Source organism: Streptomyces sp. GL_141 (assembly GCF_057834385.1).
Map to the genome: position 1 here is coordinate 1,216,702 of NZ_CM174402.1, position 22,933 is coordinate 1,239,634.

Sequence of the window (22,933 nt, forward strand, 5' to 3'; positions counted from 1 at the left end):
CGAGCGAGACGCCGTGTCTCGCCGCACTAGGACTCCCGGTTCGCGCGCTCTCCCGCCACCAGGTCCTCATGGTGCTGCCAGGCGTAGAGGGTGTCCCCGTCCATGTAGCCGAAGTACGTGGCGCAGCGCAGGCCCGCCTTGCCCCGGGAGTCCTCCGGGAACCAGTCCGCCCGGAGCTGGATCTCCTTGGCCTCGGACGCGGGGACCGGAGTGCACCGGGCCGGCGGCTTGCCGCCCGGGAGGGACGCCTTCAGGAGGCGTTCCCCGCCCGTGGTCTTCATCGAGTACCGGACCGACCGCGCCTCGTCGGGCAGCCAGCGCGGGACGGAGGGACGCTTCGACTTCGCCTCGGCCCCGGTCGCGTACGCGCTGGCCTCCTGGTGCCGGTTCGAGAGCCAGTCGTTCGCCGCCGACACGGCTATCGCGGCGGCGACCCCGAGGGTGACGACGACTCCGGCGGTGATCAGGGCGACCTTTTTGTGGATCATGGTGCGTTTGCTCCCGTTGCTGTCCGTTTGCGTGGTTCCATCCTCCGGCGGTCCACCCGCGGATCCCTCAGCCCGCCGGGCGGGATCGGCGTACCCCTCAGGTCGCACGGCGGGCGCCGTGCGGGCTCCCGGATGCTGATACCGGCTGGACACGGCCGGGCCGAGACGATCGGATGGGCGCCGCACGTTCGAGTCCAGGGGGGAATCACATATGGAATCCGAGCATCGCGTCAGCACGCTGGAGCTCTTCTTCGACCTCGTCTTCGTCTTCACCATCACCCAGCTGACGGTGCTGCTCGCGGACGACCTCACCCTGCGCGGCGCCGGCCGGGTGCTGCTGATCTTCACGGTGCTGTTCTGGATGTACGGCGGCTACGCGTACCTGACCAATCAGGTACCGCCCGACCGGCCCGTGCGCCGCTTGCTGATCCTGCTCGCCATGGGGGCGTTCCTGGTGTGCGCCCTGGCCGTGCCGACGGCCTTCGGTGACGGCGGGGTCGCCTTCGGGCTCGGCTACCTGGTCGTCGTGATCATGCACAGCGCGCTGTACAGCCAGGCCCACGGGCGCGGGGTGCTGTGGTTCGCGCTGCCGAACGCACTGTCCGCGCTGTCGGTGACGGCCGCCGGGCTGTTCGACGGGGTGGCGGCCCTGGGCCTGTGGGCCCTGGCGCTGCTGTTCCAGTTCGTCACGCCCGCCATCTCGCGGCGGGCGGCGGCCACCGGGGCGGACGCCGTCGAAGGCAAGACCATCGAGGATCAGCTCGGCGGGATCGGAGCCGCGCACTTCGTGGAACGGCACGGGCTGCTGCTGATCATCGTCTTCGGCGAGTCGATCATCGCGGTCGGCATCGGCGTCGGCTCCATGCCGCTGACCTCGGGAATCATCGTCGGCGCGTTCCTGACGCTGGCCGTCGGGGCCGCACTGTGGTGGATGTACTTCGTGCGCGACGAGGGGCGTGCCGAGCACGTCTTCGCGGGCTGCCCGCCGGACCGGCGCTTCAAGCTGGCGCTGCGCGCCTACTACTACTGCTTCATCCCGATGCTGCTGGGCATCGCCGCCTTCTCGGCGGGCGTCAAGAAGAGCATCGGGCACCTGGGCGAGCAGCTTCCGGCCGGGCCCGCCCTCGCGCTCGCGGGCGGGGTCGCCTGCTATCTGGCCGGGGACGTCGCCTTCCGGATGGTGCTGGGGATCCGGCCGGTACGGTTCCGGGCGCTCGCGGTGGTGCCCGTACTGGCGACCGCCGCGGCGGGCATGCGGATCGGCGCGGTCTGGCAGCTGACCGCGCTGGTCCTGGTGCTCGTGGCCGCGCTGGCGGCGGAGTCCCGCGGCCCGGGCCCCGACCCCGCAGTCGACCCGCAGGCGGCCGAGCCCGCGACGGGCACGGCCGCGGGCCCCGGGCCGGGTGTCACGGGCAGCTGATGACCTGGCCGGCGTAGGAGAGGTTGCCGCCGAAGCCGAAGAGGAGGACGGGCGACCCGGAGGGGATCTCGCCGCGCTCGACCAGCTTGGACAGGGCCATCGGGATGGAGGCGGCCGAGGTGTTGCCGGAGTCGACGACATCGCGGGCGACGACGGCGTTGACGGCGCCGATCTTCGCGGCGAGCGGCTCGATGATCCGCAGGTTCGCCTGGTGGAGGACGACCGCGGCCAGGTCCTCCGGGGTGATCCCGGCCTTCTCGCAGACCTTGCGGGCGAGCGGGGGGAGCTGGCTGGTGGTCCAGCGGTAGACGGACTGGCCCTCCTGGGCGAAGACCGGCGGCGAGCCCTCGATGCGGACCGCGTTGCCCATCGAGGGCACCGAGCCCCACAGGACCGGGCCGATGCCGGGCTCCTCGCAGGCCTCGACCACGGCCGCGCCGGCGCCGTCGCCGGTCAGGACGCAGGTGGTGCGGTCGCTCCAGTCGGTGATCTCGGTCATCTTGTCCGCCCCGATGACCAGGGCCCGGGTGGCGGCGCCGGCCCGGATCGCGTGGTCGGCGGTGGCCAGGGCGTGGGTGAAGCCCGAGCAGACGACGTTGATGTCCATCACGGCGGGGCTGGAGCCCATCCCGAGCTTGGCCGCGACGCGGGCGGCCATGTTCGGGGAACGGTCGATCGCGGTGGAGGTGGCGACGAGGACGAGGTCGATGTCGTCCGGGGTCAGACCGGCGCTCGCGAGCGCCTTGCCCGCGGCCTGGTAGGCCAGCTCGTCCACCGGCTCGTCGGGTCCGGCCATGTGCCGGGTCTTGATCCCGACGCGGGACCGAATCCACTCGTCGTTGGTGTCCACCATGGCGGCGAGGTCCTCGTTGGTGATCACCTTCGAGGGTTGGTAGTGCCCTAGCGCCACCACGCGTGAACCGGTCATGGGTGGGGTCCCCCCTTGTAAGGCAGTCAGGATGTACCAGCTTCGCCTGCTACTGGTGGGTACAAGGGCGCGTGACCCGACAGGATTCAGTGCCCGGAATTTGGAGCTTCCCGAGGGGCTTCCAGCCGGGGAAGGTGCCCGGAGCGGATCCGGGAGAATGGGTGCTTCCAGGCGTGGGACAAGCCGGTCAACGACAGAACAGGTGGACTGATCACATGGGACGGGTCACCGAACGCCGTCGCGTCGTCCGGATCCGGAACGGCGTGGCGGGGGCCCGGGCGGACACCCTGGTGGCCGAAGAGCCGCTGGAGATACGGCTGAACGGCAAGCCGCTGGCCATCACGATGCGCACCCCGGGCGACGATTTCGCGCTGGCCGTGGGCTTCCTCGCCAGCGAGGGCGTGCTCGCCTCGGCGTCGGACGTCCGGGCCGTGACCTACTGCGAGGGCGCCGCCGAGGACGGAACGAACACCTACAACGTGGTGAACGTGCAGCTCGCCGCCGGAGTTCCGGTGCCCGACATCACGCTGGAGCGGAACGTCTACACCACCTCCTCGTGCGGCCTGTGCGGGAAGGCCAGCCTGGACGCGGTGCGCACCGCGACCCGGTTCCCGGGGCTCGCGGACGATCCCGTACGGGTGGGCGCGCGGCTCCTCGGGGAGCTGCCGGACCGGCTGCGCGCGGAGCAGAAGGTCTTCGAGCGCACCGGGGCCCTGCACGGCGCCGGGCTGTTCTCGGCGGGGGGCGAGCTGATCGACGTACGGGAGGACGTGGGCCGGCACAACGCGGTGGACAAGATCGTCGGGCGGGCGCTGCAGGCCGGGCGGCTGCCGCTGGCGGGCTCGGTCCTGCTGGTGTCGGGGCGGGCTTCCTTCGAACTGGCGCAGAAGGCCGTGATGGCGGGCATCCCCGTACTGGCGGCCGTATCCGCTCCGTCCTCGCTCGCGGTGGACCTGGCGCTGGAGTCGGGGCTGACGCTGGTCGGGTTCCTGCGGGGCGGGGACATGAACATCTACGCGGGCGAGGAGCGGATCGACCTGACGGCGTGAACCGCGGCCCGGCGTGCGACCCGCGGTCGGCGTGACCCGTGCCCCGTGACCCGTGACCCGTGACCCGTGGCCAGGCGCCGCGCCGACGGGCGGCGGGGCGGCGGGGGCCGTCGTGCGGCCCCCGCGCCCGCTCCGCACGGGCTACTTGTCGGCCAGGTGCCCCGCGCCGGTGTGCTCGGTGCCCGCCGGGGCCTCGATGGTCCGGCTGTACGGGTTGTCCTTGGACGCGGGCTCGATCTTCTTCGCGGCCACGTGCGGGGTGCCGGCCGGTGCCTCGACCGTGCGGCTGTGGGAGGCACCGTCCTTGGCGGTGCCTCCGCCGTTGTCCGCGGCGTTGGCGGCTCCGCCGAGGGCGAGCGTGGCGAGCAGGGCGGCGGCGGAGACGGCGACGATGCGCTTGCTGAGCTTCATGAGGGGCTCCCTGGTGGTTCGGGGTTTCTTGCTGACACCCAGAACCTAGAAGAACCGGACATTTCCTTGCTCTAACGCTTTCCGGCCCTGCACCCCCTGCCTCCTTACGGCGCCCCGATCAGCGCTTGCGGCGGCCGCGGCGGGAAGCGGGCTCGGCCGGCTTCGGCTCCGGGGGGTCGATGCGGTGGAGGTCGAGGGTCGCCGGGAGCGGGGTGGCGCCGGGGCCGCCCGCTTCGGCCCAGGCGATGATCTCGTCGGTGGCGGTGTCGTCCAGGGCCCAGCCGAACCAGACCGCACGGGCGCCCCGGCGGCGGGCCTCGGTGGTGGGCTGGACCACGATGACGTTGGCCTGCGCGCAGGGGCCGAGGCAGTCGGTCGTACGGACGGCCAGGCGCCCGCCGGAGGCGTCGGCAGCCTCGCGCAGCCGGGCCAACTGCCCCTCGTGGTCGGTGCCGGGGTTCTTGCGGGGGTCGCCACAGCAGCAGCCCCTGCAGACCACCAGGGTGCAGGGGCGCGGGGCATGGGCGGAGAGCGGGCGTATCCAGGTCACCGCCGCACGTTACCGGGCCTGCGGGACCGGGTGTTGAGGGCTGTGCGAGACCTCCGCCACATGCCCGGCGGCGCGTTCGGGCCGCTCAGTGGCCTGCGGGGCCCGGGCGGCCTGCGTGCCCTGCGGGGCGGGATCGCCCTGTGGGGCCTGCGGGTCCCGTGCGCGACGGCGGGCCAGTACCGCGCAGACCATCAGCTGCATCTGGTGGAAGAGCATCAGCGGCAGCACGGCGAGGCTCGCCTGCGCTCCGAACAGCACGCTGGCCATGGGGAGTCCGGCGGCCAGGCTCTTCTTCGACCCCGCGAACTGGATGGCGATCCGGTCCTCGCGGGTGAATCCGAGGCGCTTGGCGCCGTACCAGGTGGCCGCCAGCATGACGGCGAGGATGACCGCCTCCACCGCCATCAGCCCGCCCAGGCGCGGGAGGCTGACCTGGTGCCAGATCCCCGCGACCATGCCCGCGCTGAAGGCGGTGTAGACGACGAGCAGGATCGAGCCGCGGTCGACGTAGCCGAGGACCTTCTTGTTGCGGACGAGGAAGCCGCCGACCCAGGGGCGCAGGGCCTGGCCGAGGAGGAAGGGCAGGAGCAGCTGGAGGACGATCTTCACCAGCGAGTCGAGGGAGAAGCCGCCCGCGCTGTTGCCGAGGAGGCCGGCGGCGAGGAGCGGGGTCAGGAAGATCCCGATGAGGCTGGAGAAGGAGCCCGCGCAGATCGCGGCGGGGACGTTGCCCCGGGCGATCGAGGTGAAGGCGATGGAGGACTGGATGGTGGAGGGGACCAGGCAGAGGAAGAGCAGGCCGCTGTAGAGGGGCGGCGTGAGCACGGTGGGGACCAGGGCGTGCGCGGCGAGGCCCAGGAGGGGGAAGAGGAGGAAGGTGGAGGCGAGCACGGTGAGGTGGAGCCGCCAGTGGCGCATGCCGTCGAGGGCCTCGCGGGTGGAGAGCCGGGCGCCGTAGAGGAAGAAGAGCAGGGCCACCGCCGCGGTGGAGGCGGCCTCGGCCACGGAGGCGGCCGCGCCGCGGGCGGGCAGCAGGGCGGCGAGGCCGACGGTGGCGAGCAGACCCATGATGAACGGGTCCACGGGGAGCCAGGCGGGGAGGTGCGGGCGGCGCATGGGGATGCTCACTTGCTGAGGTCGGCGGGGGGCGGGGAAAGGCGGAACGGGACTCGACGGCTTCCCTTTCCTTCACTTTCATTCTCGGGGGCGGGGTGGTGATCGGGAAACCCGTACACCGCTCTCACTGTCATCACGGAACATGATGAGCGGGCGTAGGGTGGGTGGTGTGTACGACCCCGTTCAGCTGCGCACCTTCCTGACCGTCGCCCAGACCCTGAGCTTCACGCAGGCCGCCGCCCGGCTCGGCGTCCGCCAGTCCACGGTCAGCCAGCACGTGCGCCGGCTGGAGGAGGCCACGGGCCGGCCCCTCTTCCTGCGCGACACGCACAGCGTGGAACTCACGGAGGACGGCGAGGCCCTGCTCGGTTTCGCCCGCTCGATCCTGGAGGCGCACGAGCGCGCGGCGGCCTTCTTCGCGGGGACCCGGATCCGGGGCCGGCTGCGCTTCGGCGCCTCGGAGGACTTCGTGCTGACCCGGCTGCCGGAGATCCTGGAGGCCTTCCGGCACGAGCACCCCGAGGTGGAGCTGGAGCTGTCCGTGGAGCTTTCGGGGACCCTGCACGAGCGGTTGGACGCGGGGCGGCTGGACCTCGTACTCGCCAAGCGGCGCGGGGACGGCGACGAGCGGGGCCGGCTGGTGTGGCGGGACCGGATGGTGTGGATCGGCGCGGAGGGGCTGCGGGTGGACCCGGACCGGCCCGTTCCGCTGATCGTCTTCCCGCCGCCGGGCATCACGCGGGCGCGGGCGCTGGACGTGTTGCAGGCGGACGGGCGGCCGTGGCGGATCGCCTGTACGAGCGGCAGCCTGAGCGGTCTGATCGCGGCGGCCCGGGCGGGGCTGGGCGTGATGGCCCACACCCGGGGGCTGATCCCGCCGGGGCTGGTCCGGGTGAGCGGCCTGCCGGACCTCGGAACGGTGGAGTTCGCCCTGCTGCGGGGCCCCCGAAGCTCCGCCGCCGCGGAGGCCCTGGCCGCGGCAATCCTGTCGGGAGCCGACCGCCTGACGCGGGCGGCCTGACCCGCGCCGCGTAGGCCGCGGCTCCCCTGACCTGGGAGTCAGGGCGGGCCGGATGTGCTGCCGTTCGCGGAGCCGTGCGTTTAGGGTCTGCGTACGCCAACCGGTCGCGGTGCGGCGGGAATTCGTAGGCGACGGACAGAACGAGCAGGGGGACGCACGTGAAGATCGCGGTGCTGGGAACGGGTGAGGTCGGGCAGCGGCTGGCGGGGAAGCTCGTGGAGGTCGGGCACGAGGTCACGATGGGGTCCCGTACGGCGGACAACACCGATGCCGCGCGGTGGGCGGCCGGGACGGGCGGTGGGCACGGGACCTTCGCCGATGCCGCCGCCTCGGCCGAGCTCGTCGTCAACGCGACCGGCGGGCTGGTCTCGCTCGCCGTACTGGAGGCCGCCGGGGCCGGCAACCTCCGGGGCAAGACCGTCGTGGACGTCTCCAACGCGCTGGACTTCTCGGAGGGGTTCCCGCCCAAGGTGGTCACCCCCGACGGCCACAGTGTCGCCGAGCAGCTCCAGAAGGCGTTTCCCGAGGCGCGGATCGTCAAGACGCTCAACACCATGAACAATGCCGTCATGGTCGAGCCGGGCCGGGTGCCGGGCCACCACACCGTGTTCGTGAGCGGCGACGACGCCGACGCCAAGGCCGAGACCAGCGCGCTCCTGCGCTCCTTCGGCTGGGCGCCCGAGCAGATCACCGATCTCGGCGACCTGTCGAGCGCCCGCGCCACCGAGGCCCTGATGGCGCTCTGGCTGCGCCTCTACGGGGTGCTCGGCCCGGTGGACTTCAACCTCTCCGTGGTCACGGCCCCCGGCACGTCCTGAACGCACCGCCTGGACGCACTGGCTGGACGCACCGCCTGAACGCACCGCTGAGGAGGTCTTGTGGAGGTCTTCCTTCCGTGATCACTGGCGGGTAGGCGTGGGATAGCGTCGCCGCGCCGTACGGAGAGGAGCGGGCCTTGCACGAGATCACCGTCCCACCGGTCGTCACGGGCTCACCCGTCGGCGGCCTCGCCGACGCCGTCTTCCTGCACGCCCGCGAGGACCCCGGCCGGGTCGTGCTCGGCCGCAAGTCGGACGGGGTCTGGGGGGACGTGACCTCGGGCGAGCTGGCCGCCGAGGTGCTCGGGCTCGCCAAGGGGTTGCTGGCGCAGGGCATCCGCTTCGGGGACCGGGTCGCGATCATGTCCCGTACCCGGTACGAGTGGACGCTCTTCGACTTCGCCCTGTGGGCGATCGGCGCCCAGCCGGTCCCCGTCTATCCCTCGTCCTCCGCCGAGCAGGTGCACTGGATCCTGTACGACTCCGAGTGCACGGCCTGCGTGGTGGAGGACGAGGACCAGGCCATGACCGTCGGGTCGGTGATCGAGCGGCTGCCGCGGCTGCTGCGGCTGTGGCAGCTGGACGCGGGCGCCGTGGACGGGCTCGTCCAGGACGGGCTCCAGGTCGCCGAGGACGTGGTGCACCGCCACCGGAGCGCGGTGACGCCCGACGCGACGGCCACCGTCATCTACACCTCGGGGACCACCGGCCGCCCCAAGGGCTGTGTGCTGACCCACGGCAACTTCATGTTCGAGGCCGACACGATGGTGACCCGCTGGGAGTCCGTCTTCCAGGCCCGGCCCGGAGAGCAGCCGTCCACCCTGCTGTTCCTGCCGCTCGCCCACGTCTTCGGGCGGATGGTGGAGGTGGCGGCCGTCCGCGCCCGGGTCAAGCTCGGGCACCAGCCGGTGCTGGCGGCGGCCGAACTGCTGCCGGACCTGGCCGCGTTCCGGCCCACCTTCGTGCTCGGGGTGCCGTACGTCTTCGAGAAGGTCTTCGCCGCCGCCCGCCGCAAGGCCGAGACGGAGGGCCGGACGGGGCCCTTCGACCGGGCGGTGGACACGGCCGTACGGTACGCGGAGGCGCGCGAGCAGAAGGCGTTCGGCATCGGGCCCGGGCCCTCGGCGAAACTGCGCGTGGAGCACCAGCTCTTCGAGAAGCTGGTGTACGGGAAGGTCCGCGAGGCGCTGGGCGGCAGGGTGCGGTACGCCATGTCGGGCGGCTCGGCGATGTCGCGCCGGCTGGGGCTGTTCTTCGACGGCGCCGGGGTCACGGTCTTCGAGGGCTACGGGCTGACGGAGTCCTGCGCGGCGGCCACGGCGAACCCGCCCGGGGCCATCAAGTACGGCACCGTCGGGCGGCCGATCCCCGGCGGCACGGTGCACATCGCCGAGGACGGGGAGATCTGGCTGTACGGAGCCCATGTCTTCTCCGGGTATCTCAACGACCCGCACGCCACGGAGGCCGTCCTGCGGGACGGCTGGCTGGCGACGGGGGACCTGGGGCGTCTCGACGCGGACGGGTACCTCACGATCACGGGGCGCAAGAAGGAGATCCTGGTGACCTCCAACGGCAAGAGCGTCGCGCCGGCCGCCCTGGAGGAGCGGGTCCGCTCGCATCCGCTCGTCTCCCAGTGCGTCCTGGTGGGCAACGACCGTCCGTACATCGCGGCCCTGCTCACCCTGGACATGGAGGGGGTCGCGCACTGGATGGCGATGCGCGGCCGCCCCCGGCTGCCGGCGGCGGAGCTGGTGCTCGACCCCGACCTGACGGCGGAGGTCCGCCGGTCGGTGGTGGCGGCCAACACCCTGGTCTCCCAGGCCGAGTCGATCCGCACGTTCCGCGTGCTGGCCGAGCAGTTCACCGAGGAGCGGGGGCTGCTGACGCCCTCGCTGAAGCTGAAGCGGCGAGCCATAGAGAAGGCCTATGCCATGGAGGTGGCGGCCCTCTACCCGTCCTGACGGGCGCCACCGGCACGGCGCAGCGCGATCACGCCATCGGTCCGAACCGTTACCTGACGGGCCGTCACTTTACTTGTCGTTGATATTGACGATGCGTCAGGTCGCACACAGAATGCGGGGATTCCGACCGGAGGGGATCCACACATGTTGCGACCGATCCGCACCCTGGCCGCCGCGGCAGCGGCGCTCGCGCTCGTCTCCGCCTGCAACTCCGCCTCCAACAGCGCTTCTCCGGACAAGCCGGGAGCCGCCGGCAACTCCCGCGGGGTGACCGCCGACTCGATCAAGGTCGGCGGCCTCGTGTCGATGACCAGCGCCAGCGGCTACAGCAAGAAGGCCACCGACCTCGGGGCGAAGGCCCGCTACGCGAGAGCCAACACCGAGGGCGGGATCAACGGCCGCAAGATCGACTACATCGGGGCCGAGGACGACGGACAGGACCCCGCCAAGAACCTGGCGGCGGCCCGCAAACTCGTCCAGCAGGACAAGGTCTTCGCCGTCTCCCCCATGAGCTCGGTCACCTTCTCCGGCGCCGACTTCCTGGAGCAGGAGAAGGTACCCACCTTCGGCTGGGGCACGCTGCCCTCCTTCTGCGGCCCCAAGTACATCTACGGGTTCAACGGCTGCCTCGTCCCCACCCCCGGCGGCACCATCAACCAGACCTGGCCCGAGGGCATCGGCCAGGTCCTCGGCGGCGCCGCGGGCAAGTCGGTCGCGATCATCGCCAACGACAGCGACGCCGGGAAGTTCGGTGTGCGCACCTTCCAGCAGGGCTTCACCAGCGCCGGGTTCAAGGTCTCCTACGCCAAGGCCTCGGTGCCCGGCACCGCCGTGCCGAGCGACTGGTCGGCGTACGTCAAGGAGATCCTCGAGAGCAACGACGGCAAGGCTCCGGACGCGGTGGTCTCCGTCATGCAGACCCCCAACAACATCGGGCTGTTCACCTCGCTCAAGCGCAGCGGGTACAAGGGGCTGCTCTCCGACCCGACCGACTACGACCCGGGTCTGCTCGCCCAGGACGCCACCAAGCAGGCCCTCGACGGCGTGCACGTGCTGCTGCAGTTCGAGCCGTTCGAGTCGACGAACCCGAAGATGGCCCAGTTCAAGGCCGACATCAAGGCCGCGTCGGGCGGGCTGGAGGTGCCGCTCAACATGCACATGCTGACCGGGTACATGTCGGCCGACCTGTTCGTGTCGATCGCGCAGAAGGCCGGCAAGAACCTGACCGTCGAGTCCTTCCAGGCCGCCGCGCAGGGCTTCTCCGACACCGACACCCTCGTCGGCAACCGCGCGGAGCCCAAGGGCCAGAAGGACAGCTTCGGCTGCGGGGCGCTCGTCCAGCTGAAGAACGGCGCGTACGAGGTCTCCGTACCGTTCAAGTGCTACGAGCCCATCCCCTTCAAGTAGGGGTACGGGAAACGGAATGGGAGATCTGCTCGCCTTCGTACTGAGCGGTCTGGTGTCCGGCGCCCTGTACGCACTGCTGGCCACCGGGCTGGTGCTGTCGTACTCGGCGTCCGGGCTGTTCAACTTCGCGCACGGGGCCACCGCCTACCTGTGCGCGCTCGCCTTCTACGAACTGCACTCCGGGCTCGGCTGGCCGGCCGTCCCGGCGGCGCTGCTGGTGGTCCTCGTCCTGGCACCCGGGCTCGGGTGGGCGCTGGACCGGCTGATGTTCCGGCGGCTCGCGCAAGTCGGCGAGACGGCCCAGATCGTGGCCACCATCGGACTGCTGGTGGCCCTGCCGGCGGCCGGGCTGTGGACGGTGGAACTCCTGACCGCCGCGGGAGCGCCGCTCAAGCCGGCGGAGAACCAGTTCGGGCTGCCGGGGGTGGGGCCGAGCCCCGCCACGTCCTGGCAGCTCACCACGGACGTGGGCATCGACTCCGACCAGCTGATCACCTGGGTGGCCACCGCCCTGGTGGCGGTCGCCCTGTGGGTGCTGATGCGGCACACCCGGCTCGGGCTGCGGCTGCGGGCCGCCGTCGACAACCGCTCGCTCACCGAGCTGCGCGGGATCGACGCCGACCGGCTGTCCTCGGTGGCGTGGATGATCGCCTCGGGGCTGGCCGGGCTGGCGGGGGTCCTGGCGACTCCGCTGCTGGGGCTGTCCGCGCACGATTTCACGCTGTTCCTGTTCGTGTCGGCCACGGCGGCCGTCATCGGACGGTTCGCCTCCGTCCCGCTCGCCTTCGCGGGCGGGCTGGGGCTCGGCGTCCTGCAGAACCTGGTCGTCGGCTACGCGTCCTTCGCCGACTCCATCACCGGCTTCAGGACGGCCGTGCCCTTCCTGATCCTGTTCGGGGGGCTGCTGGTCCTCACCCGGCGGGCCCGGGCCGCCGGGACCGCCGCCGTGGACGTGGCCTCGCCCGACCATCTGGCCGGGGCCCCGTGGGTGCGGCGGTGGGAGGTGTGGGCCGCGGGCGCCGTCCTGCTGGCCACGGCCTTCTACACCGTGACCACCCCGTTCTGGAGCGGGCTCCTCGCCCAGGGGCTCGCGCTGGCCCTGGTGTTCATGTCCTTCACCGTGGTCACCGGGCTCGGGGCGATGGTGTCCCTGGCCCAGGGCACCTTCGTGACCGGGGCCGCGCTGGTGGCCGGGCTGCTGATGAGCCGCGGGTGGCCCTTCATCGCGGCCCTGGCCGTCGGCACGTGCGTGGCCGCCGTCCTGGGCGCGCTGGTCGCGCTGCCCGCGCTGAGGCTCGGCGGGCGCTCCCTGGCACTGGCGACGCTGGCCCTGGCCTTCCTGGCGGACCAGGTGCTCTTCCAGATGCGGTGGCTGCGCAACGGGGACTCCGGGTGGTCGATCCCGCGCCCCGTCATCGGGCCCGTGGACCTGTCCGACGACCGGGCACTGGGCGTGGCCCTGCTCGTCCTGGTCGCGGCGGTCGCCGCCGGGCTGAGCGCGCTGCGGGGCTCCCCCTCGGGCCGGGCCATGCTCGCCGTACGGTCGGCCCCCGCGGCCGCGATGGCCTCCGGGGTGTCCGTGCTGCGGACGAAGCTGCTGCTGTTCACGCTGTCGGCGGGGCTGGCCGGGTTCGGAGGCGTCATGTACGCCTCGTACAACACCCGCATCACCGCTACGGACTTCACGGCGATGACCGGGCTGGTGTGGCTGGCGGTGGTCGTCGCGGCGGGTGTGCGCAGGCCGCAGTACGCGGTGGTGGCGGGGCTGGTCTTCGCCGTCGCGCCGCGGATCATGGCGGACTACGTGACGGAGTCGGCGCATCTGCCGGTGATCCTGTTCGGACTGGCGGGGTTGGCCCTGGCCAACGATCCCGACGGCTACTGCGCGGCGCTCCCGGTCCGCCTGGCCCGCCGCCGGGCAGCTTCCGCGACCGGTCCCGCCGCCTTGGCCTCCGCCGGGGCCGGGGCCCTGACCTCTGCCGGAGCCGGAGCCGGAGCCGAGGCCTTGGCCGGAGCCGGAGCCGAGGCCTTGGCCGGAGCCGGGGCCGGGGCCCAGGCCGGAGCCGGAGCCGTTCCCGCGGCTCGGGTCGGTGGCGGAGCCGGGGTGGGCCCTGCGGGGCTTTCCCCCACCCCGCCCCTTCCCGAAACCGGGCTCCGCCCGGACCCTTCGGGGGCTCCGCCCCCGGACCCCCGCTCCTCAAACGCCGGAGGGGCTGAGATTCGCTCTGCGAATCCAGCCCGCGCGGCGTTTGAGCGCACCGGGGAACTGCCGCACGCAGGGCAAGCACCCGCAGTCGGGCTCACCTCCGCACGACCGGCGGAGCCACCCGCCGAACCGCCGTCGCTGGAGCTGCGCGGCGTCACCGCCGGGTACGACGGGGGGCTCGTGCTGCACGGGGTGGACCTCGTCGTGCGGCGCGGCGAGATCCTCGCCGTGCTCGGGCCCAACGGGGCCGGGAAGAGCACCGCCTGCCGGGTGGCGGCCGGAGCGCTGGCCGTCGTCGGCGGGACCGTGCTCGTCGACGGGCGGGACGCCACCCGTGACGGCGCCGTGGGCCGCTCCCGGGCCGGGGTGCTGCTGGCCCCCGAGGGGCGGGGGATCTTCCCCTCGCTCAGCATCGAGGAGAACCTCTCCCTCTACCTGAGGGACCCTGCCGAACGCGCCGCCGTCTACGACCGGTTCCCCCGGCTCCGCGAGCGCCGCACGGTCACCGCCGGGTCGTTGTCCGGCGGGGAACAGCAAATGCTGGCCCTGGCACCGCTGTTGCAGCGGCCGCCCGGGGTGCTGATCGCGGACGAGCCGTCCCTCGGGCTCGCCCCGCGCGTGGTGGACGAGGTGTACGGGCTGCTCATGGAGCTCCGCGCCGCCGGCACCGCGCTGCTGCTGGTGGAGGAGAAGGCGGCCGAGATCCTCGGGATCGCCGACACCGTCGCCTACCTCGCGCAGGGCCGGGTCTCCTGGTGCGGCCCGCGCTCCGAGGTGGAGGCGGACCGGCTGACCGAGGCCTACCTGGGGATGGCGACATGAGAGAGGACCCCTATGTGCTGGAGGCCCGCGGCGTCAGTGTCCGGTTCGGCGGGGTCAGGGCGCTGACGGGCGTGGACCTCGGGATCCGGGCCGGCGAGGTGTGCGGGCTGATCGGGCCGAACGGGGCCGGGAAGACCACCCTGTTCGACGTCCTGTCCGGGATCCGGCGGCCCGACCAGGGCCGGATGCTGCTCGACGGGGTGGACGTCACCCGGCGCTCCCCCGTCTGGCGGGCCCGGCACGGAATGCGCCGGACCTTCCAGCGCCAGCAGCTGTTCGGGCAGCTCAGCGTCGCCGACAACGTCCTGGTCGCCCAGGAGTGGCGGGGCGGGGGCGGCGGCCTCGCCGCCGATCTGGTCGCCTCGCCCACCCGGCGGCGCCGGGAGCGGGAGCGGCGGGAGCGGGCCGCGCGGGTGCTGGCCGACTGCGGCATCGGCGCGCTCGGGGACGCGTACGCCGGCGGTCTGCCGGTGGGGCGGGCCCGGATGGTCGAGCTGGCCCGCGCCGTGGCCGATCCGCCCCGGGTGCTGCTCCTGGACGAGCCCGCGTCGGGCATGTCCGCGCCCGAACGCGAGCAGCTGGCGGCGGTCGTGCGCCGGCTCGCCGAGGAGGAGGGCTGCGCGGTGCTGCTGGTCGAGCACAACGTCGCCTTCGTGATGGACCTCTGCACCCGGGTGGTCGTCCTGGACCTGGGCACCGTCCTCGCCGAGGGCACGGCCGCCGAAGTACGGGCCAACGCGCTGGTCCGCGAGGCGTACCTGGGGGCGTAGGGCGTGACCTGTCCTGTTCCCGCCGTACGAATTCACCCGTACGGCGGGAATAGGCCACGCCGGGGCCCGGTTGTCGCCGGTCGTACGGGCCTGCGCGCCAGCGTCCGTACCGACCGTCAGCACCCGCACCAGCGACGACCAGAGGGAACGACCCACGTGAACCAGGTCCCCGGCATCAAGCTCAACAACGGCACGCTCATGCCCCAGCTCGGCTACGGCGTCTGGCAGGTTCCGGACGCCGAGGCGGAGCAGGCCGTCCGTACCGCGCTGGAGGCGGGCTACCGCAGCATCGACACGGCCGCCATCTACGGCAACGAGGAGGGCACCGGCAAGGCCATCGCCTCCGCCGGGGTGCCGCGCGAGGAGCTCTTCGTCACCACCAAGCTGTGGAACGGGAAGTCCGAGACCTGGGGCCGGGACAACGTGCTGCGCGAGTTCGACGCCTCGCTCGCCAAGCTGGGCCTCGACGAGATCGACCTGTACCTGATCCACTGGCCGCGCCCGATGCGCGACGACTTCCTCGCCATCTGGAAGACCTTCGAGGAGATCGCGCGGAGCGGCCGCGCCAAGGCCGTCGGCGTGTCCAACTTCCGCCCCGCCGACCTGGAACGGCTCGGCGCCGAGAGCTCCCTGGTCCCGGCCGTGAACCAGATCGAGCTGCATCCGCTGCTCCCCCAGACCGAGCTGCGCGCCCTGCACGCACGTCTGGGCATCGCCACCGAGGCCTGGTCCCCGCTCGGCCAGGGCAAGGACCTGCTGACCCTGCCCGCCGTCACGGCGATCGCCGCCAAGCACGGCCGCTCGGCCGCCCAGGTGGTCCTGCGCTGGCACCTCCAGCTGGGCAACGTCGTGATCCCGAAGTCCGTGACCCCGGCGCGGATCCGGGAGAACCTCGACGTCTTCGGCTTCGAGCTGGACGCCGAGGACGTGGCCGCGCTGGACGCGCTCGGTGCGGGTGGGGCGGGCCGCCGGATCGGTCCCGACCCGGCCGAGTTCGACTACTGAGCCGCCGGTGAGCGAGCCGACGAGAGGGACCAAGGCGCCCGACGGCGTCTACCGGATCCGCAATGCCGCGAGCGGGCTGCTGCTCCAGGTGGAGAGCGGCAACCGGGTCTGGGTCGGGCCGGACGGCGAGCCGGCCGAGGCCCGGCAGTGGGAGATCACTCCGGTGCACAGCGGCGGCGGGATCTTCCACCTGGTCAGCGTCCACAACGGCAAGCGGCTCGACGTCGCGAACGCCTCGACCGAGAGCGGCACCCGGGTCCAGGTGTGGAAGGCGAACGCCTTCGGGGCGCAGGAGTGGGTCGTGGAGGAGCACCTCGACGACCCCGGCGTGGTCTCACTGATCGCCGCCATCAGCGGCCTGCCGCTGGAGGCCGACGAGGAGGGACGGGCCCGGCAGTGCGAGGACACCGACTCCCCGGCGCAGTGGTGGCGCCTGGAGCCCGCCTGACGGCGGCGGGGCGGGGGCCGGGGCAAGGCGGCCGGGGCAAGGCGGCCGGGCAAGAGCCGCCCGGTCGCTCCTGCCCGCGCCCTCGTGTCCGTGCCCTCGCCCCCGCGCCCTCGTCCCCGCCGGTCAGGCCCGTACGAAGCCGTGCAGCCGGTACGTCGGCTCCGCGCGCGGGGTGTCCGGGCCGGGCAGGAGTTCCAGCCGGTCCGCGAGCTCGCGCGGGGTGATCCCGCGCGGGTGGACCCGGGAGGCGTACCGCCCGGCGAGCAGCGCTTCCGCGGCCCCGCGCGGGGTGCGGCCCTGGCCGTGGCCGGTGAAGAGGGTTTCGCCGGCGGGGTGCAGGCCCACCGCGGCCGCGTGGCCGGTGACGGCCTGGGCGGAGTCGGCGGGGGTCGCGGTGAGGTGCTCGGCGAGCACCGCGTCGATGTCGCTGCCCACGTCGTGGGCGGCGTCCTTGTCGACGGTGGTGACGAACACCCCGCCGGGCCGCAGCACCCGCCCGGCCTCCGCGATCACGGCGGCCACCAGGCCCGGTGAGCGCAGCAGGTGCAGCAGCCAGACCGCGCTGACCGCGTCGAGCGAGCCCGTGCGGAACGGGAGCCGGGTCCCGGAGGCGAGGACCACCGGGATCCCCCGGGAGCGCGCCATGGCGGCCATCCCGTACGAGGTGTCCGCGCCGAGGGCGCGCAGGCCCGGGCGGGCGGCGGCGATGCGGGTGCTGACGATGCCCGTGCCGCAGCCGAGGTCGAGCAGGGTGACGGTGTCCGGCGGGAGCAGGCCGAGGACCGCCGCGGCGGCGGCCTCGGCGCGCGGGACCCCGCCGCGGGTGGCGTCGTAGGCCCCGGCCTCGGCGTCGTAGTCGAGGAGCGGTCTCAGCGAGGGCATGGGCATGGGCATGGGTGGTGCTTCCGGCATCAGGCGGCGCCGTGGGCGGGGGCCAGGGATTCGACGCGCTCGGCGAGGGCGAAGTCGGCGTCGGTGACGGAGTCCCCGGCGTCGTGCGTGTTCACGGAGAGGCGGACCGTGTTGTAGCCGAGGGTGAGGTCGGAGTGGTGGTTCAACTCCTGCTGCACGCTGGCGATATGGCTGACCAGCGCGCTCGCCGCGAAGTGGCTGCCCAGGCGGTAGGTCCGGACGATCCGGTCGTCCTCGAAGGCCCAGCCGGGGAGTTCCCTCAGCCGGTCCTCGATCTCCTTCTGCGAAAGCGGCTCTCTCGACATCCGCAGGCTCCTTCCCCGTACACGACATCCACGACGTACCCGACGTACGCGTCTGCCCGATTGACCTGACGTGGAGTCAAGGTTCCCACAGCCCGGACCGGAGGGAAGGTTTCGCGCCATAGTGCGTGCGGGTACTTCCGCGCCTTCCGTGACCAGCGCGCCGCCCCTATGCTCCTGCGCCGGACGTGACTGTTACCGCCGGTAATACTGCCCGCCGGTCAGAGCGCCCGCCGGCATGGCGCCGGACGTCGACGGCATCGAGGGAGCATCAACGTGACGCGCACAGGAAACTCCAGGCGCACCTTCATCGCGGGGGCCGCCGCCACCGCGGGCGCGTTATCGGCCGCCGGGAGCCTCCCGGCCACGGCCGAGGCCGCCACCGGGACCACCGCCGGAGCCGCCGCCGCGGGACCCGCCGCGGCCGGGCAGGGACACCGCGTGGCCGTCCTCGGCGGCGGGGTCGCCGGCCTCACCGCCGCGCACGAACTGGCCGAACGCGGCTACGCCGTCACCGTGTACGAGCGCCGGGCGCTCGGCGGCAAGGCCCGCAGCATGGACGTCCCCGGCAGTGCCCGGGGCGGGCGCCGCCCGCTCCCCGCCGAGCACGGATTCCGTTTCATCCCGGGGATCTACCACAACCTGCCGGACACGATGCGGCGCATCCCCTTCCCCGGCAACGCCAACGGGGTCTGGGACAATCTGGTCGCCCCGCGCGAGATGATGTTCGCCCGGGCGGCCGGCCGCGAGGACCTGCGCGCGCCCATCCCCTGGCCGGACCACTCCCCCGCCGAGCTGACCCCCGACGAGCTGCGCCGGGCCCTCACCGGCATCCTCCAGTCGCTGGTCCGCCTCCCGCTCCACGAGACGGCGTACTTCGTCGACCGTGCGCTGGTCTTCCTCACCAGCTGCGACGAACGGCGCAACGAGCAGTGGGAGCGCACCCCGTGGTGGGAGTTCACCCGGGCCGCGCGGATGTCGAGCGAGTACCAGCGGATCCTCGCCATCGGCGTCACCCGCAACATCGTGGCCACCAAGGCCGAGGAGGCCTCGACCCGTACCGTCGGCACGCTCGGCGAGGCCTTCGTCTTCAACCTGCTGGGCCGCGGCGCCGACGGCCCGCCGGACCGGATCCTGAACCTGCCCACCAACGAGGCGTGGATCGACCCGTGGGAGGCCCATCTGCGCGCGCTGGGCGTGGAGTTCAACATCGGCTGGACGGTGCGCGAGGTCCGGTACGCGAACGGCCGCGCGAGCGGGGTCATCGTCGAGGATCCGGCCGGAGCCGTCCGGACCGTCACCGCGGACCACTACGTCAGCGCGCTGCCCGTCGAACACGCCCGCCGCACCTGGAGCGCGGCGCTGCGCGCGGCCGACCCGATGCTCGGGCGGTGCGACCTGCTGCGGACCGACTGGATGACGGGCATCCAGTTCTACCTCACCGAGCGCGCACCCCTCGTCCACGGTCACCTCAACTGCATCGACTCGCCCTGGTCGTTGACGGCGATCCAGCAGGCCGAGCACTGGCCGGCGCGGAACTTCCCCGCCGACTACGGGGACGGTACGGCCGTGGACTGCCTGTCGGTGGACATCTCGGAGTGGGACAAGCCCGGGATCCTCTACGGGAAGACGGCCAAGCAGTGCACCCGCGAGGAGGTCGCCCGCGAGGTGTGGGCGCAGCTGAAGGCCTCGCTCAACGACACCGGGAAGACCCTGTTGTCGGACGGAAAGCTGCACTCGTGGTTCCTGGACCCGGGGGTGGACGGGATCGGCACCCCCCACCCGACCAACCAGGACGAGCTGCTGATCCACCCGGCCGGGACCTTCCACAACCGGCCGAGCGCGGGCACCCGGATCCCGAACTTCTTCCTCAGCGGGGACTACGTGTCCGTCGACATCGACCTGGCGACGATGGAAGGGGCCAACGCCTCGGCCCGGGCGGCGGTCAACTCCCTTCTGGACAGGGATGGTTCAGCGGCTCCCCGGTGCACGGTCCGGCCGCTGTACCGGGCCCCCGAGGTGGAGTCCGCCAAGCGGCACGACCTGTGGCGCTACCGTCTCGGTCTGCGGAACGTCTTCGACGTGGGGTGAACGGGCCGCGGTCGCGCGGCTGGGCTACCGTCGCGGTATGACGACTGCTGCGCCCCTGACGGTCGGCGCCCTGCTGCGCACCTGGCGGGAGCGGCGCGGGCTCAGCCAGCTGGAGCTGGCGGGCCGCGCCGACTCCTCCTCCCGGCACATCAGCTTCGTGGAGACGGGCCGGTCCCGGCCGAGCGAGGAGATGGTGCTGCGGCTCGCCGACCGGCTGGACGTCCCGGTGCGGGACCGCAACGCCCTTCTGGTGGCGGCGGGTTACGCGCCCCGGTACGCGCACACCCCGCTGGACGACCCCTCGATGGAGGTGCTGCGCGAGGGGCTGGAGCGGCTGCTGACCGGCTACGAGCCGTATCCGGCGCTGGTGGTGAACGCCACGTACGACGTGGTGGCCGCCAACCGGGGCATCCTGATGCTGATGGAGGGGATGCCGGAGCACCTGCTGGCCGGCCCCCTCAACGCGATGCGGCTGACCCTGCACCCGGAGGGCCTCGCCTCCCGGATCCGCAACCTGCGCGAGTGGCGGGGGCATCTGCTGGCCCAGATGGAGCGGCAGATCGCACTGGCCCGTTCGGCGCCGCTGCGCGCGCTGTACGAGGAGGTGTCGGCCTATCCGCCGCCCGCCTCTGCGGTGGGGCCCGGCGAGGACGGGCCGCACGAGGACGGGCCGCACCAGGACTGGCCGCACCAGGACGGCCCGGTGGAGGCCGTCGCGTACCTCGCGCTCCCCCTGCGGATCGAGCACGACGGGCACCTGCTCTCCTTCGTGTCCTCCATCTCCACCTTCAACACCCCGATGGACGTGACGGTCGCCGAGCTGGCCATCGAGACCCTCCTGCCGGCCGACCCGGCGACGGTGAAGTACCTGCGATCACTGTCGCCCTGAGCCCGCGCGCAGCGCGAGCTGCTGGAGGAGGGCGAAGGAGGCGACGATGAGCGCCTGCGCCGGGATCCACACCGCCCCGGCGGTGGTGGGCGTGAACCAGACGACGAGGGCGACGAGGCTGAGCGCGGCCCAGGCCCAGTTGCCTTCGATGACGAGCTTGACGGGGAAGGCCGGGGGCTGCCGGCGCGAGGCCAGCAGGCCGACGCCCGCCCCGTAGAACAGCATGAACACCCCGAGTCCCAGCAGCAGCCCCTGGTCGAGGCCGAGCAGTCGGCCGAGGGGCGCGGAGAAGGCGACGTAGGCGAGCCCGTTGCCGCCGCTGACGACGGCGTCGAGGGCGAGGAACCGGCGCAGCGCGGTCTGCGGGACGGTGGTGCGGGCTACGGCGGTGAACAGGGTTGCGGACATGGCGGATCAGCCTCCGTCGAGGGTCGATTGCGCTGGTGGAGTACGGACGACCCGGGCCCCGGAGCCGAGTGCGCGGCCCCGGAACCCGATGCCTCCACTGTGGCGCCGCGGCCCCCGCCGGGTCGATTACCTCCGGAGTAATGGGCGCCCTCCGATGCGTGGGGGCCCCACCTTTTTTGAGGCGGACGGAAAGAAAGGTGGGGGGTACTCCTGTTCGGCCACGAAGTGGGGGGATAGGCTTCACGCAGAGCAACCACATCGAACCCCCTCTCTGCTGACGGAGAAACGCCTGGTGCGAGCCGCCGACCGGCCTGACCTCACCGCGGCCTGGGCCCGTGTCGTGGCGTCGGCGGAGCGACACGGCCAGGACCCGGCACGGGTGCTCGCCGCGGAGCGGCTCAGCCACCTGTCCGGGGTCGCCCCGGACCGCGTTCCCGCGGTGCTGGCGGGCACCGCCCCCGAGCTGCCGCTCTGCGACCGGGTGCACCAGCGCTTCCTGCGGCTGCGCGCCACCCGGCGCGACAAACACGGCAGGGAGTGGTCGCTCGCCGCGATCGCCGAGGACTTCGACGCCCCCGGCGCCTCCCTCGGCCCGCTCAACGCGGGCACCGGACTTCCCCGGCTCGGCCACGCGGCGGGCGTACAGCGGTTCTTCGGGGTCTACCCCGGATTCCTGCTCGCCGACAGCAAGAGCGCGGTGGAGCGCGCCCTGGCCACGGCCGGGCCCGGGGGCCGGGCGGAGGGCGCCACGGGCGACCTCGAACACCTCTCCTACCTCACCGGCATCACCCCGCAGGACATCCGGCTCACTCTCGACGGCAGACCGCCCCGGCTCCCGCTCAAGGAGCAGGTGCGCAGCCGCTTCGAGCACCTGCGCCGCACCCGCCCCCGGGACGACGGACAGGCCCACTCCCTCTCCGCCATCGCCGGCTCCTTCTGCGCCTCGGGCCAGTCGCTGACCCGCCTCACCCAGGGCGAGGGGCTCCCGAACCTCGCGGCGGCCGCCGGAATCCAGCGCTTCTACGGGGTCGAGAGCGGCTTCCTGATGGCCGGGGACGCCGAGGCGCTGGCCGCCTGCCTCGCCGGGATCGAGCGCGAACTGGAATCCGCGCAACGGCCCGCCGAGAACCCGATGCTCGCCGTGATGCGGGCGCACGACGTGCGCAGCATCGTGACCCGGGCGGGCCGGCTCTCACCGGACGGCTGGAAGTCGCTGGCGGACCACCTGGACGATCTGCTCGCCCGGGAAGGGCAGTTGGGCCGCCCGGCCGTACCGCCCGCACCGGCCGCACCGCCCGCGCCGGGCGGCGCCGACGACATCGACCGCAGTTCCGAAGAGGGAGCGCGATGAAGACCACACGGGCCATGCGGAAGCTCGGCGACGACCTGCTGGCGACGGCCTGCCTGACCCCTCCCGCCGGGGCGGCCGAGATCATCGGGAGCCTCTGCACCGCCTACGGGCGCGTCCGCGACGGGCGCCGGGTCGAGTTCCGGTTCGCCCCCTTCCCGCCCGACACCGCCAGCGGGCTGTGGCTCGGGATGGAGGACCGCGACCTCCTCGTCATCGAGGAGCGCACCCGGCCCGAGCACCAGCTCGTCATCGCCTGCCACGAGCTGTGGCACGTGGACGAGGGCACCTGCGGCCGCCACGGCCCCGGCATGGCGGTGGCCGCCCGGCTGACGGGCCCCCACGGCAGCCTCTCCGACATGCTGGGCTCCGACCGCGGGCTGGGCTCGGTCGTCCGGCAGACGGCCGCCCGTGCCGACCAGGAGGATCCGGCGGAGATCCGCGCGGAGACCTTCGGGCTGCACCTCGGCAAGATCCTCCAGGCATTCCTCCCGCCACCGCGGGAAGAGCAGGTCCCCGAAGCCGTCGAACGGATCAAGAGCTCGTTCGGCTGGGGGCGTTGA

Annotated in this window: 22 protein-coding genes; 14 read left to right on the forward strand and 8 right to left on the reverse strand. The window is 72.9% G+C overall.

What is annotated here, in order from left to right; genetic code table 11:
• Nucleotides 1-26: 26 nt before the first annotated feature.
• Entirely contained in the window at nt 27-488 is a 462-nt protein-coding gene (locus tag AC3IX6_RS05295) for a hypothetical protein (RefSeq protein ID WP_489369084.1), read from the reverse strand.
• Nucleotides 489-699: 211 nt separating this feature from the next.
• On the opposite strand from AC3IX6_RS05295, the gene AC3IX6_RS05300 reads away from it, so the two are divergent.
• Nucleotides 700-1,908, forward strand: a complete 1,209-nt coding sequence (locus tag AC3IX6_RS05300) for a low temperature requirement protein A (RefSeq protein WP_489369085.1) — start codon at nt 700-702, stop codon at nt 1,906-1,908.
• On the opposite strand, the gene AC3IX6_RS05305 is transcribed toward AC3IX6_RS05300, so the two are convergent.
• On the reverse strand, nt 1,895-2,836 hold the full coding sequence (locus AC3IX6_RS05305; RefSeq protein ID WP_489369086.1) for a beta-ketoacyl-ACP synthase III: 942 nt from the start codon (nt 2,834-2,836) through the stop codon (nt 1,895-1,897). The genes AC3IX6_RS05300 and AC3IX6_RS05305 overlap by 14 nt on opposite strands.
• 215 nt (nt 2,837-3,051) lie before the next feature.
• Here AC3IX6_RS05305 and fdhD point away from each other — a divergent pair, with 215 nt between their 5' ends.
• A complete protein-coding gene (gene fdhD / locus AC3IX6_RS05310) occupies nt 3,052-3,885 on the forward strand; it encodes a formate dehydrogenase accessory sulfurtransferase FdhD (RefSeq protein WP_489369087.1) in 834 nt (277 codons plus the stop codon).
• A gap of 141 nt (nt 3,886-4,026) precedes the next feature.
• Here fdhD and AC3IX6_RS05315 read toward each other — a convergent pair whose 3' ends face one another.
• From AC3IX6_RS05315 to AC3IX6_RS05325, 3 genes are all read right to left on the reverse strand, one after another.
• Entirely contained in the window at nt 4,027-4,296 is a 270-nt protein-coding gene (locus tag AC3IX6_RS05315) for a hypothetical protein (RefSeq protein WP_489369088.1), read from the reverse strand.
• 118 nt (nt 4,297-4,414) lie between these two features.
• Nucleotides 4,415-4,846, reverse strand: coding sequence for a (2Fe-2S) ferredoxin domain-containing protein (locus tag AC3IX6_RS05320; protein WP_489369089.1), 432 nt, complete (start codon nt 4,844-4,846; stop codon nt 4,415-4,417).
• 9 nt (nt 4,847-4,855) lie between these two features.
• Entirely contained in the window at nt 4,856-5,962 is a 1,107-nt protein-coding gene (locus AC3IX6_RS05325) for a bile acid:sodium symporter family protein (RefSeq protein WP_489371339.1), read from the reverse strand.
• 169 nt (nt 5,963-6,131) lie between these two features.
• Between AC3IX6_RS05325 and AC3IX6_RS05330 the strand changes: the two genes are divergently transcribed.
• The 8 genes from AC3IX6_RS05330 to AC3IX6_RS05365 all read left to right on the forward strand — a co-directional run bounded on the left by AC3IX6_RS05330 (nt 6,132) and on the right by AC3IX6_RS05365 (nt 16,420).
• Entirely contained in the window at nt 6,132-6,983 is an 852-nt protein-coding gene (locus tag AC3IX6_RS05330) for a LysR substrate-binding domain-containing protein (RefSeq protein ID WP_489369090.1), read from the forward strand.
• 158 nt (nt 6,984-7,141) lie between these two features.
• Nucleotides 7,142-7,801 (forward strand): NADPH-dependent F420 reductase, encoded by a 660-nt coding sequence (locus AC3IX6_RS05335; protein ID WP_489369091.1) that lies wholly within the window; start codon nt 7,142-7,144, stop codon nt 7,799-7,801.
• A gap of 137 nt (nt 7,802-7,938) precedes the next feature.
• Nucleotides 7,939-9,762, forward strand: coding sequence for an AMP-dependent synthetase/ligase (locus AC3IX6_RS05340; protein ID WP_489369092.1), 1,824 nt, complete (start codon nt 7,939-7,941; stop codon nt 9,760-9,762).
• A 144-nt stretch (nt 9,763-9,906) separates the two neighbouring features.
• The gene (locus AC3IX6_RS05345) at nt 9,907-11,169 is read left to right on the forward strand and encodes an ABC transporter substrate-binding protein (protein WP_489369093.1); all 1,263 of its coding nucleotides are present in this window, start codon (nt 9,907-9,909) and stop codon (nt 11,167-11,169) included.
• 16 nt (nt 11,170-11,185) lie between these two features.
• On the forward strand, nt 11,186-14,197 hold the full coding sequence (locus AC3IX6_RS05350) for an ABC transporter permease subunit (RefSeq protein ID WP_489369094.1): 3,012 nt from the start codon (nt 11,186-11,188) through the stop codon (nt 14,195-14,197).
• Nucleotides 14,194-14,967 (forward strand): ABC transporter ATP-binding protein, encoded by a 774-nt coding sequence (locus tag AC3IX6_RS05355; protein WP_489369095.1) that lies wholly within the window; start codon nt 14,194-14,196, stop codon nt 14,965-14,967. The genes AC3IX6_RS05350 and AC3IX6_RS05355 overlap by 4 nt, the downstream gene beginning before the upstream one ends.
• Before the next feature lie 156 nt (nt 14,968-15,123).
• Nucleotides 15,124-15,972 (forward strand): aldo/keto reductase, encoded by an 849-nt coding sequence (locus tag AC3IX6_RS05360; protein ID WP_489369096.1) that lies wholly within the window; start codon nt 15,124-15,126, stop codon nt 15,970-15,972.
• A 7-nt stretch (nt 15,973-15,979) separates the two neighbouring features.
• Entirely contained in the window at nt 15,980-16,420 is a 441-nt protein-coding gene (locus AC3IX6_RS05365; protein WP_489369097.1) for an RICIN domain-containing protein, read from the forward strand.
• A gap of 123 nt (nt 16,421-16,543) precedes the next feature.
• Here the strand turns inward: AC3IX6_RS05365 and AC3IX6_RS05370 are convergent, their stop codons facing one another.
• Nucleotides 16,544-17,302, reverse strand: a complete 759-nt coding sequence (locus tag AC3IX6_RS05370) for a class I SAM-dependent methyltransferase (RefSeq protein WP_489369098.1) — start codon at nt 17,300-17,302, stop codon at nt 16,544-16,546.
• Between the two features lie 29 nt (nt 17,303-17,331).
• A complete protein-coding gene (locus AC3IX6_RS05375) occupies nt 17,332-17,637 on the reverse strand; it encodes a 4a-hydroxytetrahydrobiopterin dehydratase (protein WP_489369099.1) in 306 nt (101 codons plus the stop codon).
• A 273-nt stretch (nt 17,638-17,910) separates the two neighbouring features.
• Here AC3IX6_RS05375 and AC3IX6_RS05380 point away from each other — a divergent pair, with 273 nt between their 5' ends.
• Both AC3IX6_RS05380 and AC3IX6_RS05385 read left to right on the forward strand, forming a co-directional pair.
• The gene (locus AC3IX6_RS05380; protein WP_489369100.1) at nt 17,911-19,725 is read left to right on the forward strand and encodes a hydroxysqualene dehydroxylase; all 1,815 of its coding nucleotides are present in this window, start codon (nt 17,911-17,913) and stop codon (nt 19,723-19,725) included.
• Nucleotides 19,726-19,762: 37 nt separating this feature from the next.
• Nucleotides 19,763-20,614 carry a helix-turn-helix domain-containing protein gene (locus tag AC3IX6_RS05385; protein WP_489369101.1) on the forward strand — a complete coding sequence of 284 codons (852 nt, stop codon included), beginning with the start codon at nt 19,763-19,765 and terminating at the stop codon, nt 20,612-20,614.
• Here AC3IX6_RS05385 and AC3IX6_RS05390 read toward each other — a convergent pair.
• Nucleotides 20,600-21,022, reverse strand: a complete 423-nt coding sequence (locus AC3IX6_RS05390; protein ID WP_489369102.1) for a hypothetical protein — start codon at nt 21,020-21,022, stop codon at nt 20,600-20,602. The two genes, AC3IX6_RS05385 and AC3IX6_RS05390, sit on opposite strands and share 15 nt — an antisense overlap.
• A 292-nt stretch (nt 21,023-21,314) precedes the next feature.
• On the opposite strand from AC3IX6_RS05390, the gene AC3IX6_RS05395 reads away from it, so the two are divergent.
• Both AC3IX6_RS05395 and AC3IX6_RS05400 read left to right on the forward strand, forming a co-directional pair.
• Nucleotides 21,315-22,373 carry a hypothetical protein gene (locus AC3IX6_RS05395; protein WP_489369103.1) on the forward strand — a complete coding sequence of 353 codons (1,059 nt, stop codon included), beginning with the start codon at nt 21,315-21,317 and terminating at the stop codon, nt 22,371-22,373.
• A complete protein-coding gene (locus tag AC3IX6_RS05400; protein WP_489369104.1) occupies nt 22,370-22,933 on the forward strand; it encodes a toxin-antitoxin system, toxin component in 564 nt (187 codons plus the stop codon). The genes AC3IX6_RS05395 and AC3IX6_RS05400 overlap by 4 nt, the downstream gene beginning before the upstream one ends.

What these genes read in the sequence shown, in the direction of transcription:
- AC3IX6_RS05295 (WP_489369084.1), bottom strand. Translation starts at nt 488, where the DNA reads ATGATCCACAAAAAGGTCGCCCTGATCACCGCCGGAGTCGTCGTCACC.
- AC3IX6_RS05300 (WP_489369085.1), top strand. Translation starts at nt 700, where the DNA reads ATGGAATCCGAGCATCGCGTCAGCACGCTGGAGCTCTTCTTCGACCTC.
- AC3IX6_RS05305 (WP_489369086.1), bottom strand. Translation starts at nt 2,836, where the DNA reads ATGACCGGTTCACGCGTGGTGGCGCTAGGGCACTACCAACCCTCGAAG.
- fdhD (WP_489369087.1), top strand. Translation starts at nt 3,052, where the DNA reads ATGGGACGGGTCACCGAACGCCGTCGCGTCGTCCGGATCCGGAACGGC.
- AC3IX6_RS05315 (WP_489369088.1), bottom strand. Translation starts at nt 4,296, where the DNA reads ATGAAGCTCAGCAAGCGCATCGTCGCCGTCTCCGCCGCCGCCCTGCTC.
- AC3IX6_RS05325 (WP_489371339.1), bottom strand. Translation starts at nt 5,962, where the DNA reads ATGCGCCGCCCGCACCTCCCCGCCTGGCTCCCCGTGGACCCGTTCATC.
- AC3IX6_RS05345 (WP_489369093.1), top strand. Translation starts at nt 9,907, where the DNA reads ATGTTGCGACCGATCCGCACCCTGGCCGCCGCGGCAGCGGCGCTCGCG.
- AC3IX6_RS05350 (WP_489369094.1), top strand. Translation starts at nt 11,186, where the DNA reads ATGGGAGATCTGCTCGCCTTCGTACTGAGCGGTCTGGTGTCCGGCGCC.
- AC3IX6_RS05355 (WP_489369095.1), top strand. Translation starts at nt 14,194, where the DNA reads ATGAGAGAGGACCCCTATGTGCTGGAGGCCCGCGGCGTCAGTGTCCGG.
- AC3IX6_RS05370 (WP_489369098.1), bottom strand. Translation starts at nt 17,302, where the DNA reads ATGCCCTCGCTGAGACCGCTCCTCGACTACGACGCCGAGGCCGGGGCC.
- AC3IX6_RS05375 (WP_489369099.1), bottom strand. Translation starts at nt 17,637, where the DNA reads ATGTCGAGAGAGCCGCTTTCGCAGAAGGAGATCGAGGACCGGCTGAGG.
- AC3IX6_RS05385 (WP_489369101.1), top strand. Translation starts at nt 19,763, where the DNA reads ATGACGACTGCTGCGCCCCTGACGGTCGGCGCCCTGCTGCGCACCTGG.
- AC3IX6_RS05390 (WP_489369102.1), bottom strand. Translation starts at nt 21,022, where the DNA reads ATGTCCGCAACCCTGTTCACCGCCGTAGCCCGCACCACCGTCCCGCAG.
- AC3IX6_RS05400 (WP_489369104.1), top strand. Translation starts at nt 22,370, where the DNA reads ATGAAGACCACACGGGCCATGCGGAAGCTCGGCGACGACCTGCTGGCG.